At 67.0% G+C, this 18,246-nt stretch carries 22 protein-coding genes; 16 read left to right on the top strand and 6 right to left on the bottom strand.

Translation table 11 applies throughout. The annotated features are described in order from the left end of the window. Positions 1-10 precede the first annotated feature (10 nt). From ACWDEX_RS29335 to ACWDEX_RS29325, 3 genes are all read left to right on the top strand, one after another. The gene (locus tag ACWDEX_RS29335) at positions 11-1,048 is read left to right on the top strand and encodes an SDR family oxidoreductase (protein WP_450467331.1); all 1,038 of its coding nucleotides are present in this window, start codon (positions 11-13) and stop codon (positions 1,046-1,048) included. Positions 1,049-1,150: 102 nt separating this feature from the next. Further along, a complete protein-coding gene (locus tag ACWDEX_RS29330) occupies positions 1,151-1,495 on the top strand; it encodes a DUF3147 family protein (RefSeq protein ID WP_450467329.1) in 345 nt (114 codons plus the stop codon). Beyond that, on the top strand, positions 1,492-1,956 hold the full coding sequence (locus tag ACWDEX_RS29325) for a DUF3147 family protein (protein WP_450467327.1): 465 nt from the start codon (positions 1,492-1,494) through the stop codon (positions 1,954-1,956). The genes ACWDEX_RS29330 and ACWDEX_RS29325 overlap by 4 nt, the downstream gene beginning before the upstream one ends. A 26-nt stretch (positions 1,957-1,982) precedes the next feature. Here ACWDEX_RS29325 and ACWDEX_RS29320 read toward each other — a convergent pair whose 3' ends face one another. Continuing rightward, entirely contained in the window at positions 1,983-2,543 is a 561-nt protein-coding gene (locus ACWDEX_RS29320; protein WP_450467325.1) for a hemerythrin domain-containing protein, read from the bottom strand. 234 nt (positions 2,544-2,777) lie between these two features. On the opposite strand from ACWDEX_RS29320, the gene qcrB reads away from it, so the two are divergent. Further along, the gene (gene qcrB, locus ACWDEX_RS29315) at positions 2,778-4,418 is read left to right on the top strand and encodes a cytochrome bc1 complex cytochrome b subunit (RefSeq protein ID WP_450467323.1); all 1,641 of its coding nucleotides are present in this window, start codon (positions 2,778-2,780) and stop codon (positions 4,416-4,418) included. A gap of 67 nt (positions 4,419-4,485) precedes the next feature. Here qcrB and ctaF read toward each other — a convergent pair whose 3' ends face one another. Together ctaF and ctaD are read right to left on the bottom strand one after the other, a co-directional pair. Beyond that, a complete protein-coding gene (gene ctaF, locus ACWDEX_RS29310; protein WP_450467321.1) occupies positions 4,486-4,878 on the bottom strand; it encodes an aa3-type cytochrome oxidase subunit IV in 393 nt (130 codons plus the stop codon). Continuing rightward, positions 4,875-6,590, bottom strand: coding sequence for an aa3-type cytochrome oxidase subunit I (ctaD, locus tag ACWDEX_RS29305; RefSeq protein WP_450467319.1), 1,716 nt, complete (start codon positions 6,588-6,590; stop codon positions 4,875-4,877). Before ctaD ends, ctaF begins: the two co-directional genes overlap by 4 nt. Positions 6,591-6,981: 391 nt before the next feature. Between ctaD and ACWDEX_RS29300 the strand changes: the two genes are divergently transcribed. The 10 genes from ACWDEX_RS29300 to ACWDEX_RS29255 are packed head-to-tail and all read left to right on the top strand — an operon-like array spanning position 6,982 to position 12,246. Further along, positions 6,982-7,326, top strand: a complete 345-nt coding sequence (locus tag ACWDEX_RS29300) for a gas vesicle protein GvpO (protein ID WP_450467317.1) — start codon at positions 6,982-6,984, stop codon at positions 7,324-7,326. A 49-nt stretch (positions 7,327-7,375) separates the two neighbouring features. Then, a complete protein-coding gene (locus tag ACWDEX_RS29295) occupies positions 7,376-7,804 on the top strand; it encodes a gas vesicle structural protein GvpA (protein WP_450467315.1) in 429 nt (142 codons plus the stop codon). Beyond that, a complete protein-coding gene (locus tag ACWDEX_RS29290) occupies positions 7,801-8,598 on the top strand; it encodes a GvpL/GvpF family gas vesicle protein (RefSeq protein ID WP_450467313.1) in 798 nt (265 codons plus the stop codon). The genes ACWDEX_RS29295 and ACWDEX_RS29290 overlap by 4 nt, the downstream gene beginning before the upstream one ends. Positions 8,599-8,601: 3 nt before the next feature. Then, positions 8,602-8,862 carry a gas vesicle protein GvpG gene (locus tag ACWDEX_RS29285; protein ID WP_450467311.1) on the top strand — a complete coding sequence of 87 codons (261 nt, stop codon included), beginning with the start codon at positions 8,602-8,604 and terminating at the stop codon, positions 8,860-8,862. Further along, positions 8,859-9,533, top strand: a complete 675-nt coding sequence (locus ACWDEX_RS29280; RefSeq protein WP_450467309.1) for a DNA primase — start codon at positions 8,859-8,861, stop codon at positions 9,531-9,533. Before ACWDEX_RS29285 ends, ACWDEX_RS29280 begins: the two co-directional genes overlap by 4 nt. A gap of 2 nt (positions 9,534-9,535) precedes the next feature. Further along, complete coding sequence (locus ACWDEX_RS29275) at positions 9,536-10,636, top strand: SRPBCC family protein (protein WP_450467307.1); 1,101 nt, start codon at positions 9,536-9,538, stop codon at positions 10,634-10,636. Continuing rightward, positions 10,633-10,989: a gas vesicle protein gene (locus ACWDEX_RS29270; protein WP_450467305.1), complete on the top strand. Its 357-nt coding sequence runs from the start codon at positions 10,633-10,635 to the stop codon at positions 10,987-10,989. The genes ACWDEX_RS29275 and ACWDEX_RS29270 overlap by 4 nt, the downstream gene beginning before the upstream one ends. Next, on the top strand, positions 10,986-11,759 hold the full coding sequence (locus tag ACWDEX_RS29265; protein WP_450467303.1) for a GvpL/GvpF family gas vesicle protein: 774 nt from the start codon (positions 10,986-10,988) through the stop codon (positions 11,757-11,759). The genes ACWDEX_RS29270 and ACWDEX_RS29265 overlap by 4 nt, the downstream gene beginning before the upstream one ends. Beyond that, positions 11,756-11,950 (top strand): gas vesicle protein, encoded by a 195-nt coding sequence (locus tag ACWDEX_RS29260; RefSeq protein ID WP_450467301.1) that lies wholly within the window; start codon positions 11,756-11,758, stop codon positions 11,948-11,950. Before ACWDEX_RS29265 ends, ACWDEX_RS29260 begins: the two co-directional genes overlap by 4 nt. After that, positions 11,947-12,246 carry a gas vesicle protein K gene (locus ACWDEX_RS29255; protein WP_450467299.1) on the top strand — a complete coding sequence of 100 codons (300 nt, stop codon included), beginning with the start codon at positions 11,947-11,949 and terminating at the stop codon, positions 12,244-12,246. The genes ACWDEX_RS29260 and ACWDEX_RS29255 overlap by 4 nt, the downstream gene beginning before the upstream one ends. A 119-nt stretch (positions 12,247-12,365) precedes the next feature. Here ACWDEX_RS29255 and ACWDEX_RS29250 read toward each other — a convergent pair whose 3' ends face one another. Further along, positions 12,366-13,172, bottom strand: coding sequence for a thioesterase family protein (locus ACWDEX_RS29250; RefSeq protein WP_450467297.1), 807 nt, complete (start codon positions 13,170-13,172; stop codon positions 12,366-12,368). Between the two features lie 252 nt (positions 13,173-13,424). After that, the gene (locus tag ACWDEX_RS29245; protein ID WP_450467295.1) at positions 13,425-14,693 is read right to left on the bottom strand and encodes a cytochrome P450 family protein; all 1,269 of its coding nucleotides are present in this window, start codon (positions 14,691-14,693) and stop codon (positions 13,425-13,427) included. A 274-nt stretch (positions 14,694-14,967) separates the two neighbouring features. Between ACWDEX_RS29245 and ACWDEX_RS29240 the strand changes: the two genes are divergently transcribed. Together ACWDEX_RS29240 and ACWDEX_RS29235 are read left to right on the top strand one after the other, a co-directional pair. Next, positions 14,968-16,590 carry an FAD-dependent oxidoreductase gene (locus ACWDEX_RS29240; protein ID WP_450467293.1) on the top strand — a complete coding sequence of 541 codons (1,623 nt, stop codon included), beginning with the start codon at positions 14,968-14,970 and terminating at the stop codon, positions 16,588-16,590. 61 nt (positions 16,591-16,651) lie between these two features. Further along, entirely contained in the window at positions 16,652-17,695 is a 1,044-nt protein-coding gene (locus ACWDEX_RS29235) for an amidohydrolase family protein (RefSeq protein ID WP_450467291.1), read from the top strand. An 85-nt stretch (positions 17,696-17,780) separates the two neighbouring features. Here the strand turns inward: ACWDEX_RS29235 and ACWDEX_RS29230 are convergent, their stop codons facing one another. Further along, positions 17,781-18,236: a MarR family winged helix-turn-helix transcriptional regulator gene (locus tag ACWDEX_RS29230; protein ID WP_450467289.1), complete on the bottom strand. Its 456-nt coding sequence runs from the start codon at positions 18,234-18,236 to the stop codon at positions 17,781-17,783. Between the last annotated feature and the right edge of the window lie 10 nt (positions 18,237-18,246).

Here is an 18,246-nt window from a genome sequence, read left to right as displayed (position 1 = left end):
GGAGCTGACCATGTCCCAGACCGTCGTCATCACCGGCGCCAGTGCCGGCATCGGCCGCGCCACCGCACGTCTGTACGGCAAACGAGGCGCCAATGTCGTCCTGATCGCCCGCGGCCAAGCAGGCCTGGACGCTGCCGCCAAGGAGGTCGAGTCGCTCGGTGGCCAGTCCCTCGTGCAGGTAGCCGACACTGCCGACGCCCAGCAGGTCGAAGCCGCCGCCGACGCCGCCGAGCGACGCTTCGGCGCCATCGACGTATGGATCAACTGCGCGTTCACCAGCGTCTTCGCGCCCTTCGACGAGATCACCACCGAGGAGTACGACCGGGTCACCCATGTGACCTACCTCGGCTTCGTCAACGGCACCCGCACGGCGCTGAAGCGGATGCTGCCCCGCGACCACGGCACCGTCGTGCAGGTCGGTTCCGCGCTCGGCGAGCGAGCCATCCCGCTGCAGTCGGCGTACTGCGGGGCCAAGCACGCCATCAACGGTTTCACCTCCTCGCTGCGCATCGAACTGCTTCACCGAGGCAGCAATGTGCGGGTGACGGTCGCCCAGATGCCCGCGGTCAACACCCCCCAGTTCTCCTGGGTGCGCTCCCGCCTGCCCCGGCACCCGCAGCCGGTCCCGCCGATCTACCAGCCGGAGGTCGCCGCCCGAGGCGTCGTGCACGCCGCGGACCACCCACGACGCAAGCAGTACTACGTCGGGGGAACCACGCTGGCGACCGTCTGGGCCAACCGCCTGGCCCCTGCCCTGCTCGACCGCTACCTGGCGCGCACCGGTTTCGACTCCCAGCAGACCGACCTGCGGCCCCCGAGCGGCGACAGCAACCTCTTCGAACCTGTCGACCGGACGGGGGGCAGCGACCACGGAGCCCGCGGCATCTTCGACGCCTTGGCGCACAGCCGGTCCTTCGAGGCCACTGTGGCCCGCCATCCCGTCGCCGTCGCCTGCACGCTCGCCCTCGGCACAGCCGCCACGGCGAAGGCCGTGCTGAACAGGCGCGGCCACGCACGGCCCCTGGTCGACCCGGATGGACGCGCATGACGATTCATGTCGCCTCTGCCCCGACCAACTGAGCGGAAGATGTCTGACGCTTCGTCAGTGTGGTCCGTTGCCTGGACCGCTCCCAGCGCTCACGTTGGAGGAATGAAGTCCCTGCTTGAGATCCTCTTGAAGTCCTTCGTCGGTGGCTTGTTCGTGGTGGGTTTCGCGTTGGTGGCGGAAACCATCCGCCCCAAGCGGCCGGCCGGAGTCTTCGCGGCGGCACCCTCTGTGGCCTTGGCCGGCCTGATCCTTCTGGTCGCGTTCAAAGGCAATCGCGACGCCGCGGAAGCCGCACGGGGGATGATTGCCGGAGCGCTTGCGTTCACCGCCTATTGCCTCGTCGACGTCCCGACTCTGGGCAGGCTCGGGGCCGTGCGCGGGTCCGCGGTGGCACTAGTCGTGTGGTTCGCCGTAGCGGCCGTCCTCGGCGTCGTGGTGGCACCATGAGCCGACCAGCGGGGTCCGCGGGCGGAAACGGAAAGCGTGCCGAGGACAGGGACCGGGTGCGGCTGGACCTGCGGGCGGCTTGGGACATGCCCCGCAAGGACCTGCTCGTCCGGTTCGGTTTCGGAGTGGCAGTGTCGTTCCTCGCGGCTGTCGTCTCGACCGTGTTCGGCCCGTTCGTCGGCGGAGTATTCCTCGCCTTTCCGGCCATCCTGCTGGCCAGCCTGACGCTCGTGGCGAAGGAGGAGGGTCTTCGGCGGGCCCGTGACGATGTCCGCGGCGCCACGCTGGGAACGTTGGGGCTTGCGGCGTTCGCCGTCGTCGGCACGGTCCTCCTCCGCCACCACTCGGCCTGGCTCGCGCTCGGGGCGGCCACGGCAGCCTGGGCGGCGGTGTCGCTCGCCGCCTATGCGATGGTCCGGGCGGCAGGGTGGGGAGGGGACGAACGCCCCCCTGGCGAGTAGGACGTAAGACGTCCCGAATCCAGGGCTCATCGACGGCCACGGCGCGTCACGAGATCGCGGAGGCGGTCCCAAGGGCCCCATACCTGTGAGGCGGCCTTCAGCAGCGGGGCCGATTCGGGTGCGCCCGGGCGGGGCCGGGTGGGTGCGGACGCCTCCGCGTCGCGGACTTTCTCTCCGAGCTCCCGCAGGACATCGGCGGGGCACATCGCTTGGAGCCGTGGGAAGAGGAGCTGCTCCTTTTTGACGACGTGCCGCGTCACCCGGGTGACCAGGGCCAGCAGGAGGCGTCCGAACTCCTCGCTGTCGGGTTCCTGTGCTTCCAGAGAATCCAGCAGCTCCTCGATCGCCCGATGCTCCGTGAGCTCGTGGTCCATCCAGGCGTCGCCGTCCGCTACGAATCGACGCACCGCTGGATACAGGTACTCCTTCTCGGCCACCGAGTGGCGGACCAGAGTAATGCTGACCTGCTCGACAAGAGCCTTCCGCTCATTGCTGCCGGGCGCGGAGGAGCGGATACGGTCGAAGAGACGCTGGATCTTTCGGTGGTCTGCTGTCAGTACCTCGATGATGTCGCTTCGGCTGCCCACTCCCACTCCTTGGTGGCGCGTTGCCCCGTTCGGCGTCGTGCTTTCGGCAGTGATCAGGGCGTGGGCACCCGGTCGCTGCTCAAAACCGTGTGCCCCTCGGCACGCCTGCGCCATGCACCTTGGGTCCACGATCAAGATTGAATCACGCGGCACTCGAGTAACCCCGGCCTTCCGTGCGGCCGGCCGAGCTGCGCGGCCCGGTTCAGGGAAGGCCGTAGAGGAGTGTGATGTGGCGTGCTGATCGGGCGACGCATGGCGAGGTTGCAGGCGAAGGCCCGGCAGGCGGCGTTCCAGGGGTACGTTGTGGCGGACCGGCGCGCGCCGGTCTCGGAGCTGGCCGGACAACTGTTGCGCAAGGCCTTTCCCGACCACTGGTCGTTCTATCTCGGCGAGATCGCGCTCTACAGTTTCGTCATCCTCGTCCTCACCGGCAGTTGGCTGACGCTCTTCTTCGACCCGAGCATGGCGGAAGTGGTCTACGGCGGGTCGTACAAGCCGCTGCAGGGCCTGCTCGTCACGAAAGCCTTCGAGTCGACGCTTCACATGAGCTTCGACGTGCGGGGTGGGCTGCTGATCCGCCAGATGCACCACTGGGCCGCCCTCGTCTTCGTGGCGGCCATCGGGGCCCACATGTTGCGGATCTTCTTCAGCGGCGCGTTCCGCCGGCCGCGTGAGCTCAACTGGATCATTGGCGTGACGCTGTTCATGTTGGCCCTGCTGGAGGGATTCTGCGGTTACTCGCTTCCGGACGACCTGCTGTCCGGCACAGGGCTACGCACCGCCCACACCATCGTGATGTCGATCCCGGTCGTCGGGACGTATCTGGCCTTCTTGCTGTGGGGCGGCTCCTACCCCGGCACGTTGCTCAGCCAACGGCTCTACATCGCGCATGTGCTGTTCGTGCCCGGGTTGCTGATCGGTTTGATCACCGTGCATCTGATCCTGGTGGTCTATCTCAAGCACACGCAGTGGGCGGCACCGGGGAAGACCAACCGGAACGTCGTGGGTCAGGCGATGTTCCCTTCGTTCGTCGCCAGGTCGACCGGGTTGTCCCTGATGGTCTTCGGTGCCACGGCGCTGCTGGGCGCGGTCGCACAAATCAATCCGGTGTGGAACTACGGCCCGTACGTCGCCGATCAGGTTTCGACCGACGCCCAGCCCGACTGGTATGTCGGATTCCTGGAGGGGGCCTTGCGGCTGATGCCGAACCTGGAGACGAACGTTGCTGGGCACACCTTCATGTGGAACGTCCTGCTGCCCGCGGTCGTACTGCCTGCGTTGCTGTTCCTGGTGCTTTACCTGTATCCCGTCTTCGAGCGCTGGCTCACCGCGGATCTGGTGGAGCATCACCTGTGTGACCGGCCCCGGGACCGGCCGGTGCGGACCGGGCTCGGCGTGGCGGCCATCGTCTTCTACGCGGTGCTGCTCATGGCGGGCGGCAACGACGTGATCGCTTACTTGTTCCATGCCTCTGTCAATGTGCTGACCTGGGTTTTCAGAGTGGCCGTCGTCGTCGGTCCTGTCATGGCTTACCTCATCACCAGACGCGTCTGTCTTGCGCTGCAACTGCACGAGCGGAAGTTGTACCAAGAGGGTGAGGAGACGGGTGTGGTACGTCAGGACCTCGGCGGCGGAATGGGGGAGCGTCATGTCGCTCTTGACCGGGAGCGGCGCTACCGCCTGCTGGTCAGGGAGATTCCCCGGCCGCTGGATCACCCTGGGCCGCAGGCTCCGTTGCGCCGCCGCCTCAGAGCGTCGCTGAACTCCTGGTACTACCGCGACCGGGTCGAACTGCCCACCACAGTGGAGGAACGCCTCCAGATCACGGGGCGCACTGCCGATCCGGTATCGGGCGGAGTCGACGTGGAAGGGTGAGCGAGCGCAGGCGCCCGCCACCGCCGACCCGCTGCGGAACCGACGGCAAGGTGGAGGGGAACCAGTCTCAGGTGCTCTCTCGGTCCCCGAACTGGAAGACCAGTCCGAAGATGCCCGGCCACAGGAGGCCGAACCCGATGAGGATGATCCACACGCCGTAGACGATGCCGACGGCGATCACCGCGGCGCCGAGCGCGGTCAGGACCGGGTAGCCGCTGTGCGGGGCGAAGAAGTCGACGGTGCCACTGCGCTCGCGGATGTCGGCCTCCGGGCGGTCTTCCGGGCGTTGCCCCCGGCGTCGGTAGTTGACCAGACAGAAGAACGCGATCACCGATGACATGCCGAAGGAGACGGTCAGCGCGGCGATGCCGGCGGGTTCGCGCGCGAACCAGATGTACGCGGCGTCGGTGAGCAGGAAGAACAGAGCCACGCCGGCGAAGAGATAGGCCTCGGACTTCATTCGCTCTGCTCTCCCAGCGTGTCGGGGGTCGGCTCGGTCGTTCCGCGAGTCGCAGCGGGCAACCGCAGCGCCTCAGGATGATGCAGATCGAACGCGGGAGAGTCAGACCGAACGCGCGGCAACGCGGTGAAATTGTGCCGTGGCGGGGGACACGAGGTCGCCCACTCGAGGGAGCGGCCCCAACCCCAGGGATCGTCCGTGTCGACCTTGGGGGCGTACTGCGTGGTCTTCCACACGTTGTAGAGGAACGGCAGGGTGGACAGGCCGAGCAGGAAGGCACCGATCGACGAGATGGTGTTCAGCGTGGTGAAGCCGTCGGCGGGCAGGTAGTCCGCGTAACGACGGGGCATGCCCATCTCGCCCAGCCAGTGCTGGACGAGGAAGGTCGTCTGGAAGCCGACGAACAGCGTCCAGAAGTGGATCTTTCCCAGACGTTCGTCGAGCAGCTTGCCCGTCATCTTGGGCCACCAGAAGTAGAAGCCGCCGAACATGGCGAAGACGATCGTCCCGAAGAGCACGTAGTGCAGATGGGCGACGATGAAGTAAGTGTCGGTCAGATGGAAGTCCAAGGCCGGGGAGGCGATGAGCACGCCGCTGAGCCCGCCCAGCAGGAACGTCACCATGAAGCCGACCGACCACAGCATGGGTGTCTCGAACGACACGCTGCCGCGCCACATGGTGCCGATCCAGTTGAAGAACTTCACGCCCGTGGGCACGGCGATCAGAAACGACATCAGGGAGAAGAACGGCAGGAGTACCGCGCCCGTGGCGAACATGTGGTGGGCCCAGACGGTGGCCGACAGCATCGTGATCGAGATCGTCGCACCCACCATGCCGACGTACCCGAAGACAGGACTTCGGCTGAACACCGGGATGATCTCCGTGACGACGCCGAAGAACGGCAGTGCCACGATGTAGACCTCCGGGTGGCCGAAGAACCAGAACAGGTGCTGCCACAACAGGGCTCCGCCGGTGGCGGAGTCGAAGATATGGGCGCCGTAGGCCCGGTCGGCCACCAGGGCCAGCAGGATCGCGGTGAACACGGGAAACGACAGCAACACGAGGATCGACGTGAACAGGATGTTCCAGGTGAACATCGGCATACGGAACATGGTCATCCCCGGAACCCGAAGGCTCAGGATCGTGGCGATGAAGTTGACGGAGCCGAGCGTGGTGCTCACGCCCGCGACCGCGAGGCCCATGGCCCACAGGTCACCCCCGTGGCCGGGGGAGTGGACCGCGTTGTTCAGCGGTGAATAGGCGAACCACCCGAACGGAGCCGGACCCTGCTCGACGAAGAAGCCCGAGACGACGATCAACCCGCCGAAGAGAAAGAGCCAGTACGACAGTGCGTTCAGGCGGGGGAAGGCGACATCCGGCGCCCCGATCTGCAGGGGCATGACGGCGTTCGCGAACCCGGCGAACGTGGGGGTGGCGAACAGCAGCATCATGACCGTGCCATGGATCGTGAACAGCTCGTTGTACTGCTGCTTGGTGAGGATCTGCAGCCCCGGTCGGGCCAGCTCGGCGCGCATGAGCATGGCCAGCACCCCTGCGAACAGGAAGAAGCCGAAAGAGGTGACCAGATACAGGCGGCCGATCTTCTTGTGATCGGTGGTCGTCAGATAGTCCCGGATCCGTTCACCCATGGGGACGTGCGGATCGCGAGTTGGGATCCGGGACCCGTCGAGCCCTGGGGATGTCTGTGACATGACTGCTCTCCACGTGCTGGACTCACAAGGCGGCATCCGGCGCGACGCGAGCGGAACTGCCTCCGTGGGCTGGCCTTGCCGGCGCCACCCAGCCCCCGCGACACCGTGTGGAGTGTCGGCAGCGCAGCCGTCGATCGCTCACTGTAGTGCACCGCTACCTTAAGTGAGCGAGGCGTGTTCCTGGCGGCGCGGAACGTTTTACGTCGAGTTCGCTCGAGCAAGCGCGCTCGCTTCTCGGAGCCGCTCGGTGAGTGAACGCTCCATGTGCTCATCCCGTCCGCCTGGCGTGACCGCCCGTGTGCGCCACGGCCCCGAGGCCGCAGCCGATGTCGAATGCGAGCTCGGCATGTTTGCACAGGGGACGGTGGGCACTCGGCCTTAGGAGGCCGACATGTCGGACACAGGACGTGCATCGAACGCACCGGGCTCCCCCAAGCCGTCGAAGAACGGCGCGGCGGGGGGAGGGCCGGGGGCGATGGAGGTGTTGCGTCATGCGCGCGACCAGTTCACGCAGCTCACCGGTATGGCCCTCGAGTCCGTGTCGTCGTTCGAACGCACGGAGGACGGCTGGGTGCTGGAGATCGAGGTCCTGGAGCTTTCCAGGATTCCCGACACCATGAGCCTGATCGCGAGCTATGAGGTGGAACTCACCGCGGACGGTGAGCTCACCGGCTACCGGCGCGTTCGCCGCTACGAACGCGGGAGGGCCGACCCCCAGCGGCCGGCCGGTCGCTAGCGGCCCGCACTCCCGCCCAGATCCCCACAAACAAGGAGGCGCGGTCGGCATGACCGTTGTCCCGGCACCGCAGACCGGAGGGGGCGGCGGCTCCAGCGGACTGTACGACGTCCTGGAGCTCGTCCTCGACCGAGGGCTCGTCATTGACGCGTTCATCCGTGTCTCGCTCGTCGGCATCGAGATTCTGAAGATCGACGTACGAGTCGTCGTGGCAAGCGTCGACACGTACATGCGCTTCGCCGAGGCGTGCAACCGGCTCGATCTGGAGGCCGGCCCCCACAAGCCCGCCGGGCTTCCCGACCTCGTCGGCGAGATCACCGAGTCCGGCGCGCGGGGCAAGTCGAAGGGCGCTCTGACCGGCGCCGCGCAGACAGTCTCCGATGCCTTCAGGCAGGCCCGCGAGGAGGCCCAGAGTGAGGCCAGGCCGCGGGCGCACAGGACGACGCCCACCCGCAGGAGGGAGGAGGAGCAGGAGTGAGCACGTACGTCTACGGCATCGCCGCGAGCTCGCACGCCTCGCTTCCCAAGGAGATGGGTGGGGTCGGTGATCCGCCCTGCCCGGTCAGGATCCTGAAGGAGGGCGAACTGGCGGCAATCGTCAGCGACGCCCCCGAGCACCTGAGGCCGAAGCGCAGGGACCTGCTCGCCCACCAGAAGGTGCTGAGCGAGGCAGCCGGGGGCGGCGCCGTGCTGCCCATGCGTTTCGGCAGTGTGGCCCCCGATGACGCATCCGTCACCGGGGTGCTCGCTGAGCGTTCCGAGCACTACCTGGAGCGGCTGACGGCCCTGCAGGACAGGGTCGAGTACAACGTCAAGGCCACTCACGACGAGGAGTCGGTGCTGCACCTGGTGATGGCGCAGAACCCTGAGGTGCGCGCCCTGGCGGAGGCCAACCAGCAGGCCGGAGGAGGCAGCCATGAGGACCGGATGCGGCTGGGCGAGATGGTCGCCGCGGCGATCCAGGGCCTGGAGACGTCGGACGCCGTGGATCTCCGGCGTGCGTTGGAGCCTGCTGCCGAGGCCCTCAGCGTCGGGCCCGAGTCTCACGGCTGGCTGGCCAACCTCTCCTTCCTGGTGCCCCGCGACTCCGCCGAAGAGTTCCTGGCCGCTGTGGAGGAGGCCCGCAACAATCACCCGCACCTCGAGTTGCGGGTCAACGGGCCGCTGCCGCCATACAGCTTCGTCGAGCCAGGCCCCGCCGAGCCCGCCGAGCCCGCCGAGCCCGCCGAGACCGCCGGGACCACGGCAGGCACTGCCACGAGTGAGGAGTGACCCATGGGACTGCTGACGGAGGTACTGCTCCTGCCGTTCGCACCGGCGCGCGGCAGCCTGTGGGCGATCCGGCAGGTGATCGCCGAGGCCGAGCGGCAGTACTACGACCCGGTGACCGTCAGGGCCGAACTCGCCCTTCTTGAGCGTCGCCTCGAGGAGGGCGAGATCACCGAGGAGGAGTTCGACCGCGAGGAGGACGCACTCCTGGACCGGCTGGAGATCGGTCTGGGCCGGACATCCGCAACCGGCGATGGGACGACATGATGAACCGAGTGGCGCTGGGCCTCGCGATAGGGGCCGGGTATGTCCTCGGACGTACCAGAAAGATGAAGCTCGCCCTTGCTGTGGGCACGGCGATCGCCGGAAAGCGGAAGCAACTCAACCCGCGGGCGCTCACCAACCTGTTCGACGAGCAACTGCGGAAGAACCCGGAGCTCAAGGCAATCGGCGACCAGCTGCGCAAGGATCTGCGCGGCGTCGGTTCGGCCGCCTCCGGCGCGCTGGTCGAGCGCCAGATCGACAGCCTCGCCGACCGGCTGCACGGCCGTACCGAGCAGGTGCGTGAGCGGCTCTCTGGCGTTGCACCGGAGCCGTCAGGTGAGGAAACCGAGGAAGAAGAGACCGAGGAAGAAGAGACAGAGGACGAGGGCCGGGCCGAGGGGACCGGCAGCGGGGAGACGGCTCGCAGGTCGGACAAGGCCGAGGAGACCCCACGCAGGAGGCCGGCGGCGAAGGCCCCGTCCAAGACCCCGTCCGGGAAGAGCGAGACCGGGAAGCGGCCCGTGAAGAAGGCGCCCGGCCAACAGGGCGCGGTCACGAAGACAACCGGGAAGGCCACGAAGGCCGCCAGGTCGGTCGCCTCGAAGACGACCGCCGGCGCAAAGGGCGGAGTGGCCCGTGCCACCCGCGGTCCGGCAGGTGAAGGGAGGCGGTGACGATGGCCGACACCGTCGGTAGAGCCACCGACAGCGCGAAGGGCGGACTTTCTCAGGTCGTCCAGGGCGAGGCGGTGGAGCGCCTCAAGGCGGAGCTGCAGTCCTATCTCGCCGCTCAGGGGCAGCGGCTTCTCGTCGGTGCGGGGCGCAAGCTCGGCCAGACCACAGTCAAGCTCAACGACATCGCCGAGGGGAACAGCCCCGGCTTCGCCCGGCTCGCACTGGAGGGCGGGCGCAAGCTCATGGAGGGCAAGGGCCCGATGCGCGCCCTTTTGGAGGCCGGTGTCGGACAGGCCAAGGAGAGGGTCTCCGAGGCGCTCGGGAGCCTCACCGGCGGCGGCAAGAGCAAGCGCAAGCGCGGGGCCGGCAACAAGCCCACCGTCATCATCGAGTCCATCGACGTCGCCGTGCCGCTGCGCACCGCCTACGACCAGTGGACCCAGTACCAGGACTTCAACACCTTCGCCAAGGGCGTCAAGAGCGCCAGCCGCGCCGACGACATCACCTCCGACTGGCATCTGAAGGTGTGGTGGTCCAACCGCAGCTGGAAGGGCCACGTCGTCGACCAGGTGGCCGATGACCGCATCCACTGGACATCCGAAGGCGCCAAGGGCACGACCAAGGGCGTGGTCTCCTTCCATTACCTCGCCGACAGGCTCACACGCATCGTGCTCGTCATCGAGTACTACCCGCAGGGGTTCTTCGAGAAGACGGGCAACATCTGGCGCGCCCAGGGCCGCAGGACACGTCTCGATCTCAAGAATTTCGCTCGCTACATCACCTTCAAGGGTGAGGTCGAGGACAGCTGGCGCGGTGAGATCCGCGACGGTGAGGTCGTACGCACCCACGAGGACGCGCTCGCCGAGGAGGAAGAAGGCGAGGAGGGCGAAGAGGCCGAGGAAGCGGAGGAGGCCGAGGACGAGGGCGAAGCGGAGGAGGCCGAGGAGGAGGGCGGCGAGGAGGAGCCCGAGGACGAGCACGACGGCGAGGAGCCCTACGAGGAGGACCGCGGGGGTGAGTACGAGGACGCGGATCGGTACCCGGAAGAGGGTTACGAGGAGGAAGAGCAGGACGAGCGCGAGGACGAGCGGAGCCTGCGATGACCACCCCCAGCAGGCTTCCGTCCCCCTACGAAGGCCCCAGCAGCGGCGCCAACCTCGCCGACATCCTCGAACGGGTGCTCGACAAGGGCGTGGTGATCGCGGGGGACATCCGGATCAACCTGCTGGACATCGAACTGCTCACCATCAAACTGCGGCTGATCGTCGCCTCCGTCGACAAGGCGAAGGAAATGGGCATCGACTGGTGGGAGGACGACCCGGCGCTCTCCTCCCGCGCCCGACGTCAGGAACTGTCCCGGGAGAACGCGGAGTTGCGCGCTCGCCTGGAGAGAATGGAGGCCACGCGCGACGAGGAGGAGCTGGAGCGCGCGCGAGGTGAGAGGGAGCCACCGTGACCGGACTGCGGTACGTCTACGCCCTCTGCCGTCCCCTCCGTGCCCCTCTTCAGGCCTCGTTGACGGGGGTCGCGGGAGCACCCGCCCGGCAGTTGGAGCACCACGGCCTTGTGGCCGTCGTCAGCCAGGTCCCGGAGGGCGACTTCGCCGAGACTCCCCTGAAGGCACATCTGGAGGACTTGGACTGGCTCGCCGCCACGGCCCGCGCCCACCAGAACGTCATCGACGCGCTCACTGATGTCACCACTCCGCTCCCCCTGCGGCTGGCGACCGTGTTCCGGGACGACAGCGGCGTCAGGACGATGATCGAGGAACGCGAGGATGACTTCCGTCGCGCCCTCGACCGGCTCGAAGGACGCGTCGAATGGGGTGTCAAGGTCTACGTCGACGACCGCGGAACGGACGCGGTGGAAAGTGACCGCCCCGCCGGGAAGGCCACTTCGGGACGCGACTACCTCCGGCAACGCAGCACGCGCACCATGGCGCACGAGGAGATGTGGGAGAAAGCCGAGGAGTTCGCCCGCCGGCTGCATGAATCGCTCTCCTCGCACGCGGAGGAGTCCCGGCTGCACGCTCCGCAGAAATCCGCGCTCTCCCGAGCCCCCGGGCGCAATGTGCTCAACGCGGCCTACCTGGTGACGCGGAGCCGTTCCGAGGAATTCGTGGAACTGGTGGACCGCACCGGGGACGACACCCCGGGAATCCGGGTCGAACTCACCGGCCCCTGGGCCGCCTACTCCTTCACCGGGCTGCAGGAAGGAGAGACGTGACCATTGTCGAACGCCGGGAGATCGCCCTGGTCGACCTGCTCGACCGACTGCTCGCGGGCGGGGTCGTCATCACCGGCGACATCACCTTGCGCATCGCGGACGTCGACCTCGTCCGTATCGATCTCAACGCCCTGATCAGCTCGGTCAACGCCCAAGTCCCCTCGCCCTGGTCGGAGGCCTCACGACCATGACCGACAGGACGTCCGGCCGACACCGCAACCGGCTGGACCTGGAGCCCGACACCGTCGAGCGCGACCTGGTCAAGCTGGTGCTGACCGTCGTCGAACTGCTCCGCCAGCTGATGGAACGCCAGGCGGTACGCCGCTTCGACACCGGCGAGCTGACCGAGGAGCAGGAGGAGCGGATCGGGCTCACGCTGATGCTCCTGGAGGACCGCATGTCCGAACTGCGCGAGCGCTACGGCCTGGAGCCCGAGGACCTGAACCTGGACCTCGGGCCGCTCGGACCCCTGCTTCCGCGTGACTGATCGCCGGGGGTCACGGGGAACGCGGGGCACAACGCGGGCCGCGTGCCCTCACCACCGGCGACTTCCGGTGCAGAGGGGCCGACGCGTCGGCCGAATCCGCGCGCCTGGCCCATGAGTGATCAAGGGCTTGGCAGAGGCCGGACGGTGAGGATCTGCTGGGCGTGTCCCAACGGGCCGGTGACGTCGTGCAGGACGGTGCTGGTGACCCCTTGGCCGGTCGGTCCGAAGGTGACGGAGGTGTCCAGGCCGGTCCAGCGGCCCTCGGGTCGGCGGTGGAGGTGGATGGTCAGGTCCACGTTGGGGTACATCCACGCGGTCGGCGGCTGGCGTACGGCGATGCCGTTGGCGGTGTCGACGAGGGCGATGTACGAAGCGAGCGGGCTGACCGGCTCGCCGCTGACGAGGTCAAGACGGGTGGAGACCCAGGTGGTCGCGCGACCGGGTTGCGGCTGAGTGAGAGGGCGGACATCCAGGGAGGCGATGAAGCCGCCGGGCCAGAGTTCGCTCATCGGCCAGGGAGCGAGTCCTTCGGGAGGGGTGAGTTTGCCGTCGGGGCCGCCCGCTATGGATGCGGTGTCCACTGCGGCCAGGAGCCAGGCCCGGGCCCGGACCACCGGGCGGTCGGCGACGCGTACGACGGCTTCGAGGAGTTCGATCGTGCGGCCGGGCCGGACGGTCTCCACCTGGATCTCGCACTCGTCGAGGGCGAGGCGGCCGAGGATGTCGAAGCTGATCCGGGAAAGGAACATGTCATTGCGTGGGCGCGCGGCCAGGTGACGGTCGATCGCATGGACGATGAGGCCGCCGAGCGGGCTGAAGTGCAGCTCGTCGGTGTCCCAGGCTCCGCCCGCGTGGGGCGTGGGCTTGTAGCGGTGGTCGTCTATGCGTTCGTAGTAGCTGTCGGCGGCTGCGGGGGCGGTGTTCAACGGACGCTTCTCCTCGGACTGCAACGGTCGCTTCTCCCGGGCTGGTCACCGGGGTGTGAGCAGTCTGACGTAGACAGCGGTGCCGATGCGATCCCCCCGAGAACGCCGTGCACCGGGAGGAGTTCGCTGTCGACCGGACCGTCGGCGAAAACGGGCGGTGGTGGAGATTCCCTCGGGACCGATGCGACGTCCCGGAACGTGCCGACCCCCGCGCAGCCGGACCGGCTCCGCGGGGGTGCGGGGGTGACAATCTCAGAGCTGTGACGGATCCAAGTGGACGGGGAGCTTCTCCAGTCCCCGGAACGCGGGGAACGGAACCTTGAGCCACTCTGCCTCAGGAGCGGGAACGGCAAGATCGATGCGAGGGAATTTCTCGAAGAGCGTGGTCAGCGCGATACGCATCTCCATCCGGGCCAAGGGTGCGCCGAGGCAGTAGTGGGCGCCGCTGCCGAAGCCGAGATGAGCGCTTTGCAGTCCCTCACGTCCCACGTCAAAGGTGTCGGGCGACTCGAACTTTTCCGGATCCCGGTTGGCGGAGGCCACCGAGACCTGGATGAGAGAGCCCTTGGGAATGACCGTCCCTCTCATGGTGATGTCCTCGAGCGCATGCCGAAACGTCGCGTTCTCCACCGAACCTTCGAAGCGGATGACCTCCTCGATCGCATTCGGTAGAAGTTCCGGGTCCGTCAGGATTTCTTGCAACTGATCGCGGTGGGTCAGCAGATTGAACACGGCATTGCCGATGAGGTAAGCCGTTGTTTTGTGGCCCGCGAAGAGCAGCACCCAGAGAGTCGACAGAAGTTCGCCGTCGGTCATGGCGCCCTGCTCGTCCTGAGTCCGGATCAGCGCGCTGAGAAGGTCTTCGGCCGCGACTTGACGCTTCCTTGCGATGAGTCCGGCGAAATAGTCCCGCAGTGACCCCTCGGCCAGTGCCAGCTTTTCCTTGTCTCCTTTGCTGAACCCGGTGCGAGCCACAACCGCGCACCATTTCTGCACGTCCTCTCGCTCTTCCTCGGGAACGCCGACCAGCTCACAGATCACGACGAGCGGCAGCGGGAAGGCGAAGGACGACAGCAGGTCGACGGGTGCCGTCGTGGAGCAGCGCGCCAACAACTCGTCGGTGATCTGCTGGATACGAGGGCGCAAGGACTCGATGCGGCGCGGACTGAACGCACTGTTGACGATGCGACGTAGTCGAGTGTGCTTGGGCGGGTCGGAGAAGAGCATGTTGTCGTCGAGTGCGACGGACGAGTCACCGAAAATGGTGTGGTACGCGTCCATGGCCGCGTACATGTCCTTGCTGATACGTGGGTCCGTCAGAGCGGCTTTCGCGTCGTCATACCGCGTGATCAGGTAGGTTTCCACCCCATGCGGGGGAGACAGGCGACAAACCGGGGCCGATTCGCGCAGGCACTTGTACACCGGATAGGGGTTGGCGCGGTATTCTGCTGAGCCGCGCGATGCCGCCGAGACCGCCTGCGCCGTCGAATCCGTGGCGTCCCGTTCGTCGAGCTGAGTCATCCTTCGGCCTTCCTGAATGGTTCCCGCGCCGGCCGCGGGGCGGCAGGTATATGACGTGCCATCAGTCATTCCCCCGGTGGATCTTGATCGTAAACTCGGTTCGCTCAATCGCGTGCACGTCCAAGGCGCCCGAGCGGTGCCGCGGCTGAAAGAACCTCCGCTGATCGAGTGATTGCTGAGTCCTGTCCCGCGATGTGTGGGACAAGGACAAGGAGCGCGTCATGGAAACCCTCGGCCGCCGCGCCACGGAGATGCTTACCGCAGAGGAGAGCACATGTTGAATGATCGCGGCAATGACCACGTGCCCGTCCTGATCGTAGGGGGGTCACTCGTAGGTTTGTCCGCGTCCGTCTTCCTCGGGCGTCTCGGTATCCAGCATCGTGTCGTCGAGCGTCATGCGGCCACGTCGGAACATCCGCGTGGCCGCGGTAACAACATGCGGACGATGGAGGTGTTCCGGACAGCCGGGCTCGAGCCGCAGATCCGGAAAGCAGCGGCCACGCTGTCGGTGAACCATGGAATTCTCCAGGTGGACACCCTGCACAGCGGGAATCAGCGGTGGCTTTCGGGGCGGATCACCGGCCGACCGCCCGAGGTCGAGATGTGCTCGACGGTGCGTTGTGCCTGCAGTCAGAACGATCTGGAACCCGCACTGCTCGAAGGTGCCCGCAACCTTGGTGGGGACGTGCGTTTCGGTACGGAGCTGCTGTCCTTCACCCAGGACGACGACGGTGTGCAGGCCGTCGTGCAGTCCAGGGAGTCCGGTGAGACCTACACGGTGCGTTCGGACTACCTTCTTGCCGCCGACGGTCCACGTAGTCCTGTGCGTCAGCGGCTCGGGATCGAGCACTCGGGACCAGGAGACCTGTTCCACAACATCAGCGTCACCTTCCGCAGCAAGTTGCTGCGCGAGGTGGCGGGAGATCAACGCTTCATCGTGTGCTACGTCACCGACCCCGCCGGTGAGGGCGTGCTGCTGCCCGTGGACAACGAAGAGCAGTGGGTCTTCCATGTGCCGTGGTTTCCCGAGCGCGGCCAGACGATGGAGTATTTCACCGACAATCGGTGCATCGAGCACATCCGGGCGGCGGTCGGCGTGCGTGATCTGGATGTGGAGATCACCGGAAGAGCGCCTTGGCATGCGGCGGACCGTGTGGCGAACAGCTACCGCGCCGGACGGGTGTTCCTGATCGGTGACTCCGCGCACGAGATGCCGCCGACCGGCGCTTTCGGTTCCAACACCGGTATCCAGGACGCGCACAATCTCGCCTGGAAAATCGCCGCCGTGCTGCGTGGCTGGGCGGACCCGAAGCTGCTGGACAGCTATGAGGCCGAACGCCGGCCGGTGGCGCAGGCCACGAGTGCACGAGCGACGTTGCAGGCGGCACGTGAGCAACATCCCGGCTACTCGGTCAGGACGGAATCGACCGACTCCTCCGATCTGATGGCCACGGCGCTGGGCTACCGGTATGTGTCCGAAGCGGTGGTGGGTGCATCTGTGGATGAGCCCATCATTCCCGATCAGCTGAACCTGCGGGCCGACCCCGGCACCCGTTCACCGCACATGTGGGTCAGTCACAACGGAGAGACCGTTTCCACCATTGACCTGTATGAGCGCTCCTTCGTCCTGCTCTGCGGAAGTCCGGAGTGGCGGCATGCCGCCCGGGCCGTAGGCGCACAGCTCGACGTGCCCCTCGACTCCTACCTGATCGGCGAAGGCGCGGGGTACGACCTGGACACCGGCGACGGCCCGGACTGGTCGTCGTTGCACGGCACGACGCCGGAAGGCGCGGTCCTGGTGCGGCCGGACGGCTTCGTGGCCTGGCGGGCCGACGGAGAAACGACTGACCGGGAAAAGGAACTGACGGGCGTTCTGCGCAAGGTCCTCGGACGCTGAACGAACCACGGCCCGGAAGCAACGAAGACTCTTCCGGCGAGCACAGGATTGGGGTCTGTCCATGACACCACTGCAGACGGCCGCGGCCGCGGCCCCGGTGGCCAACAGGGAAAACGGCAAGCCGGCAGAAGGTGACGCGCGCCGGGCGCGTGTGGACGTACACCACCACTACACCGCGCCGGAATGGATCGACTGGGCGGAGAAGAAGGACATCATCCATCGCGAGAGCCTGCCCCCGTGGACCCGGTGGGACGTAGGCACGGCTCTCGCGATGATGGATGAGGCGGGAATCCAGACCAGTGTGTTCACCGTCGCCATGCTGGGGCGCCTGAAGGAACCGAAGTTGCGCAAGGAGAGCGCCCGGGTGGCCCTGCAGGCTGCCAGGGACCTCGCCGACAGCCACTGCGATCGCTTCGCGTTCTACACCCCTGTCTTTCTCGAGAGCCCCGATCTGTCGGTGTGGTCGCTCACCCATGGAATGGACGAACTCGGGGCGATCGGAGCCAGCGTTCGGACAAGCGTGAAGGGTGTGTATCTCGGGCACCCCTCCCAGGACAGAATCCTGGCGGAACTCAATGAACGCTCGGCTGTGGTCAGTACGCATCCGATGGAGGTTCCCGGAGGGGAGGAAGGACTGGAGGGGGTCCCACCGTTCATGTGCGACTTCCTGATGGACACCACACGTGCGGCCATCAGTCTCATCATCAACGGAACCCTGGACCGCTACCCGAACATCACCTTCATCCTGCCGCACGGAGGCGGTTTCCTGCCCTACATCGCAAGCCGGGTAGAGGTGTTCGGCCAGTTTCTGGATCCCAAAGTGGAGCCGGACCGGGTCCGCGACTATCTGCACCGTTTCTACTACGACACAGCCGGTCCCATGTCCCCCTCCGCCACACCGAGCCTGCTGTCCGTGGTCGGTTCCTCCCGGATCCTCTACGGCAGCGACTGGCCGCCCACCCCCTCCCATCTGGTCACCGGTGTCACCGCACCCGCGCTCGACAGCGACCCCGCCCTCGATGAGCAACAGCGTCGTTGCATCAACCGCGACAACGCCCACCGTCTTCTGCCCGCACTCGCGACGGGCCGCCCTCGGCAGACCTGAGGGGCGGCACGTTCCCCGGAGCGCACCTCGGGCCGCCGCGCCAGCAGCGGTGCTCAGGCCGTCAGGACGGCGCCCGTGACCATGCTCATGGGCGGGGCCAGGGGCGCCCGGCGAGGCGTTCGATACTGATGTTGAAACGCTGGAGGTAGCCGGCGAAGGCGGCGATGTCGTCCTCCGGCCAGTCGGCCATCACCTGCTCCAGGCCGCGAACGATGCCCTCGCGTTCCTCCTCCAGCAGGCGCTCGCCCGTGGCCGTGATGCGGAACTTGCGGGCCATTCCGCCGTCCGGATCGGGGATGCGCTCGACGAGACCGGCCCGCATCGCCGCAGCGGTCTGGCGGTTGAGGGTGGAGGCGTCGAGTCCGAAGGCGTCGCTCAGTTCCCCGATCGACATCGGTCCCTGGACGCGTATGCGACTGAGCAGGACGTAGGCGCTGCGCTCCAGCACGCTGTCCTTGTGGTGGCCGCCTCTCTGGGTCAGGAACGTGTGGCGGCTGAGCAGCATCTGCTCGTACTCGACTGCGTGCGTCGGCCTGTTCATGCGCCTGAGC

This window comes from Streptomyces sp. NPDC001020 (genome assembly GCF_053599115.1).
This window is presented reverse-complemented; position numbering and strand designations above follow the sequence as displayed.

What these genes read in the sequence shown, in the direction of transcription:
- ACWDEX_RS29335 (WP_450467331.1), top strand. Translation starts at nt 11, where the DNA reads ATGTCCCAGACCGTCGTCATCACCGGCGCCAGTGCCGGCATCGGCCGC.
- ACWDEX_RS29330 (WP_450467329.1), top strand. Translation starts at nt 1,151, where the DNA reads ATGAAGTCCCTGCTTGAGATCCTCTTGAAGTCCTTCGTCGGTGGCTTG.
- ACWDEX_RS29325 (WP_450467327.1), top strand. Translation starts at nt 1,492, where the DNA reads ATGAGCCGACCAGCGGGGTCCGCGGGCGGAAACGGAAAGCGTGCCGAG.
- ctaF (WP_450467321.1), bottom strand. Translation starts at nt 4,878, where the DNA reads ATGAAGTCCGAGGCCTATCTCTTCGCCGGCGTGGCTCTGTTCTTCCTG.
- ctaD (WP_450467319.1), bottom strand. Translation starts at nt 6,590, where the DNA reads ATGTCACAGACATCCCCAGGGCTCGACGGGTCCCGGATCCCAACTCGC.
- ACWDEX_RS29300 (WP_450467317.1), top strand. Translation starts at nt 6,982, where the DNA reads ATGTCGGACACAGGACGTGCATCGAACGCACCGGGCTCCCCCAAGCCG.
- ACWDEX_RS29295 (WP_450467315.1), top strand. Translation starts at nt 7,376, where the DNA reads ATGACCGTTGTCCCGGCACCGCAGACCGGAGGGGGCGGCGGCTCCAGC.
- ACWDEX_RS29285 (WP_450467311.1), top strand. Translation starts at nt 8,602, where the DNA reads ATGGGACTGCTGACGGAGGTACTGCTCCTGCCGTTCGCACCGGCGCGC.
- ACWDEX_RS29280 (WP_450467309.1), top strand. Translation starts at nt 8,859, where the DNA reads ATGATGAACCGAGTGGCGCTGGGCCTCGCGATAGGGGCCGGGTATGTC.
- ACWDEX_RS29275 (WP_450467307.1), top strand. Translation starts at nt 9,536, where the DNA reads ATGGCCGACACCGTCGGTAGAGCCACCGACAGCGCGAAGGGCGGACTT.
- ACWDEX_RS29270 (WP_450467305.1), top strand. Translation starts at nt 10,633, where the DNA reads ATGACCACCCCCAGCAGGCTTCCGTCCCCCTACGAAGGCCCCAGCAGC.
- ACWDEX_RS29255 (WP_450467299.1), top strand. Translation starts at nt 11,947, where the DNA reads ATGACCGACAGGACGTCCGGCCGACACCGCAACCGGCTGGACCTGGAG.
- ACWDEX_RS29245 (WP_450467295.1), bottom strand. Translation starts at nt 14,693, where the DNA reads ATGACTCAGCTCGACGAACGGGACGCCACGGATTCGACGGCGCAGGCG.
- ACWDEX_RS29240 (WP_450467293.1), top strand. Translation starts at nt 14,968, where the DNA reads ATGTTGAATGATCGCGGCAATGACCACGTGCCCGTCCTGATCGTAGGG.
- ACWDEX_RS29235 (WP_450467291.1), top strand. Translation starts at nt 16,652, where the DNA reads ATGACACCACTGCAGACGGCCGCGGCCGCGGCCCCGGTGGCCAACAGG.
- ACWDEX_RS29230 (WP_450467289.1), bottom strand. Translation starts at nt 18,236, where the DNA reads ATGAACAGGCCGACGCACGCAGTCGAGTACGAGCAGATGCTGCTCAGC.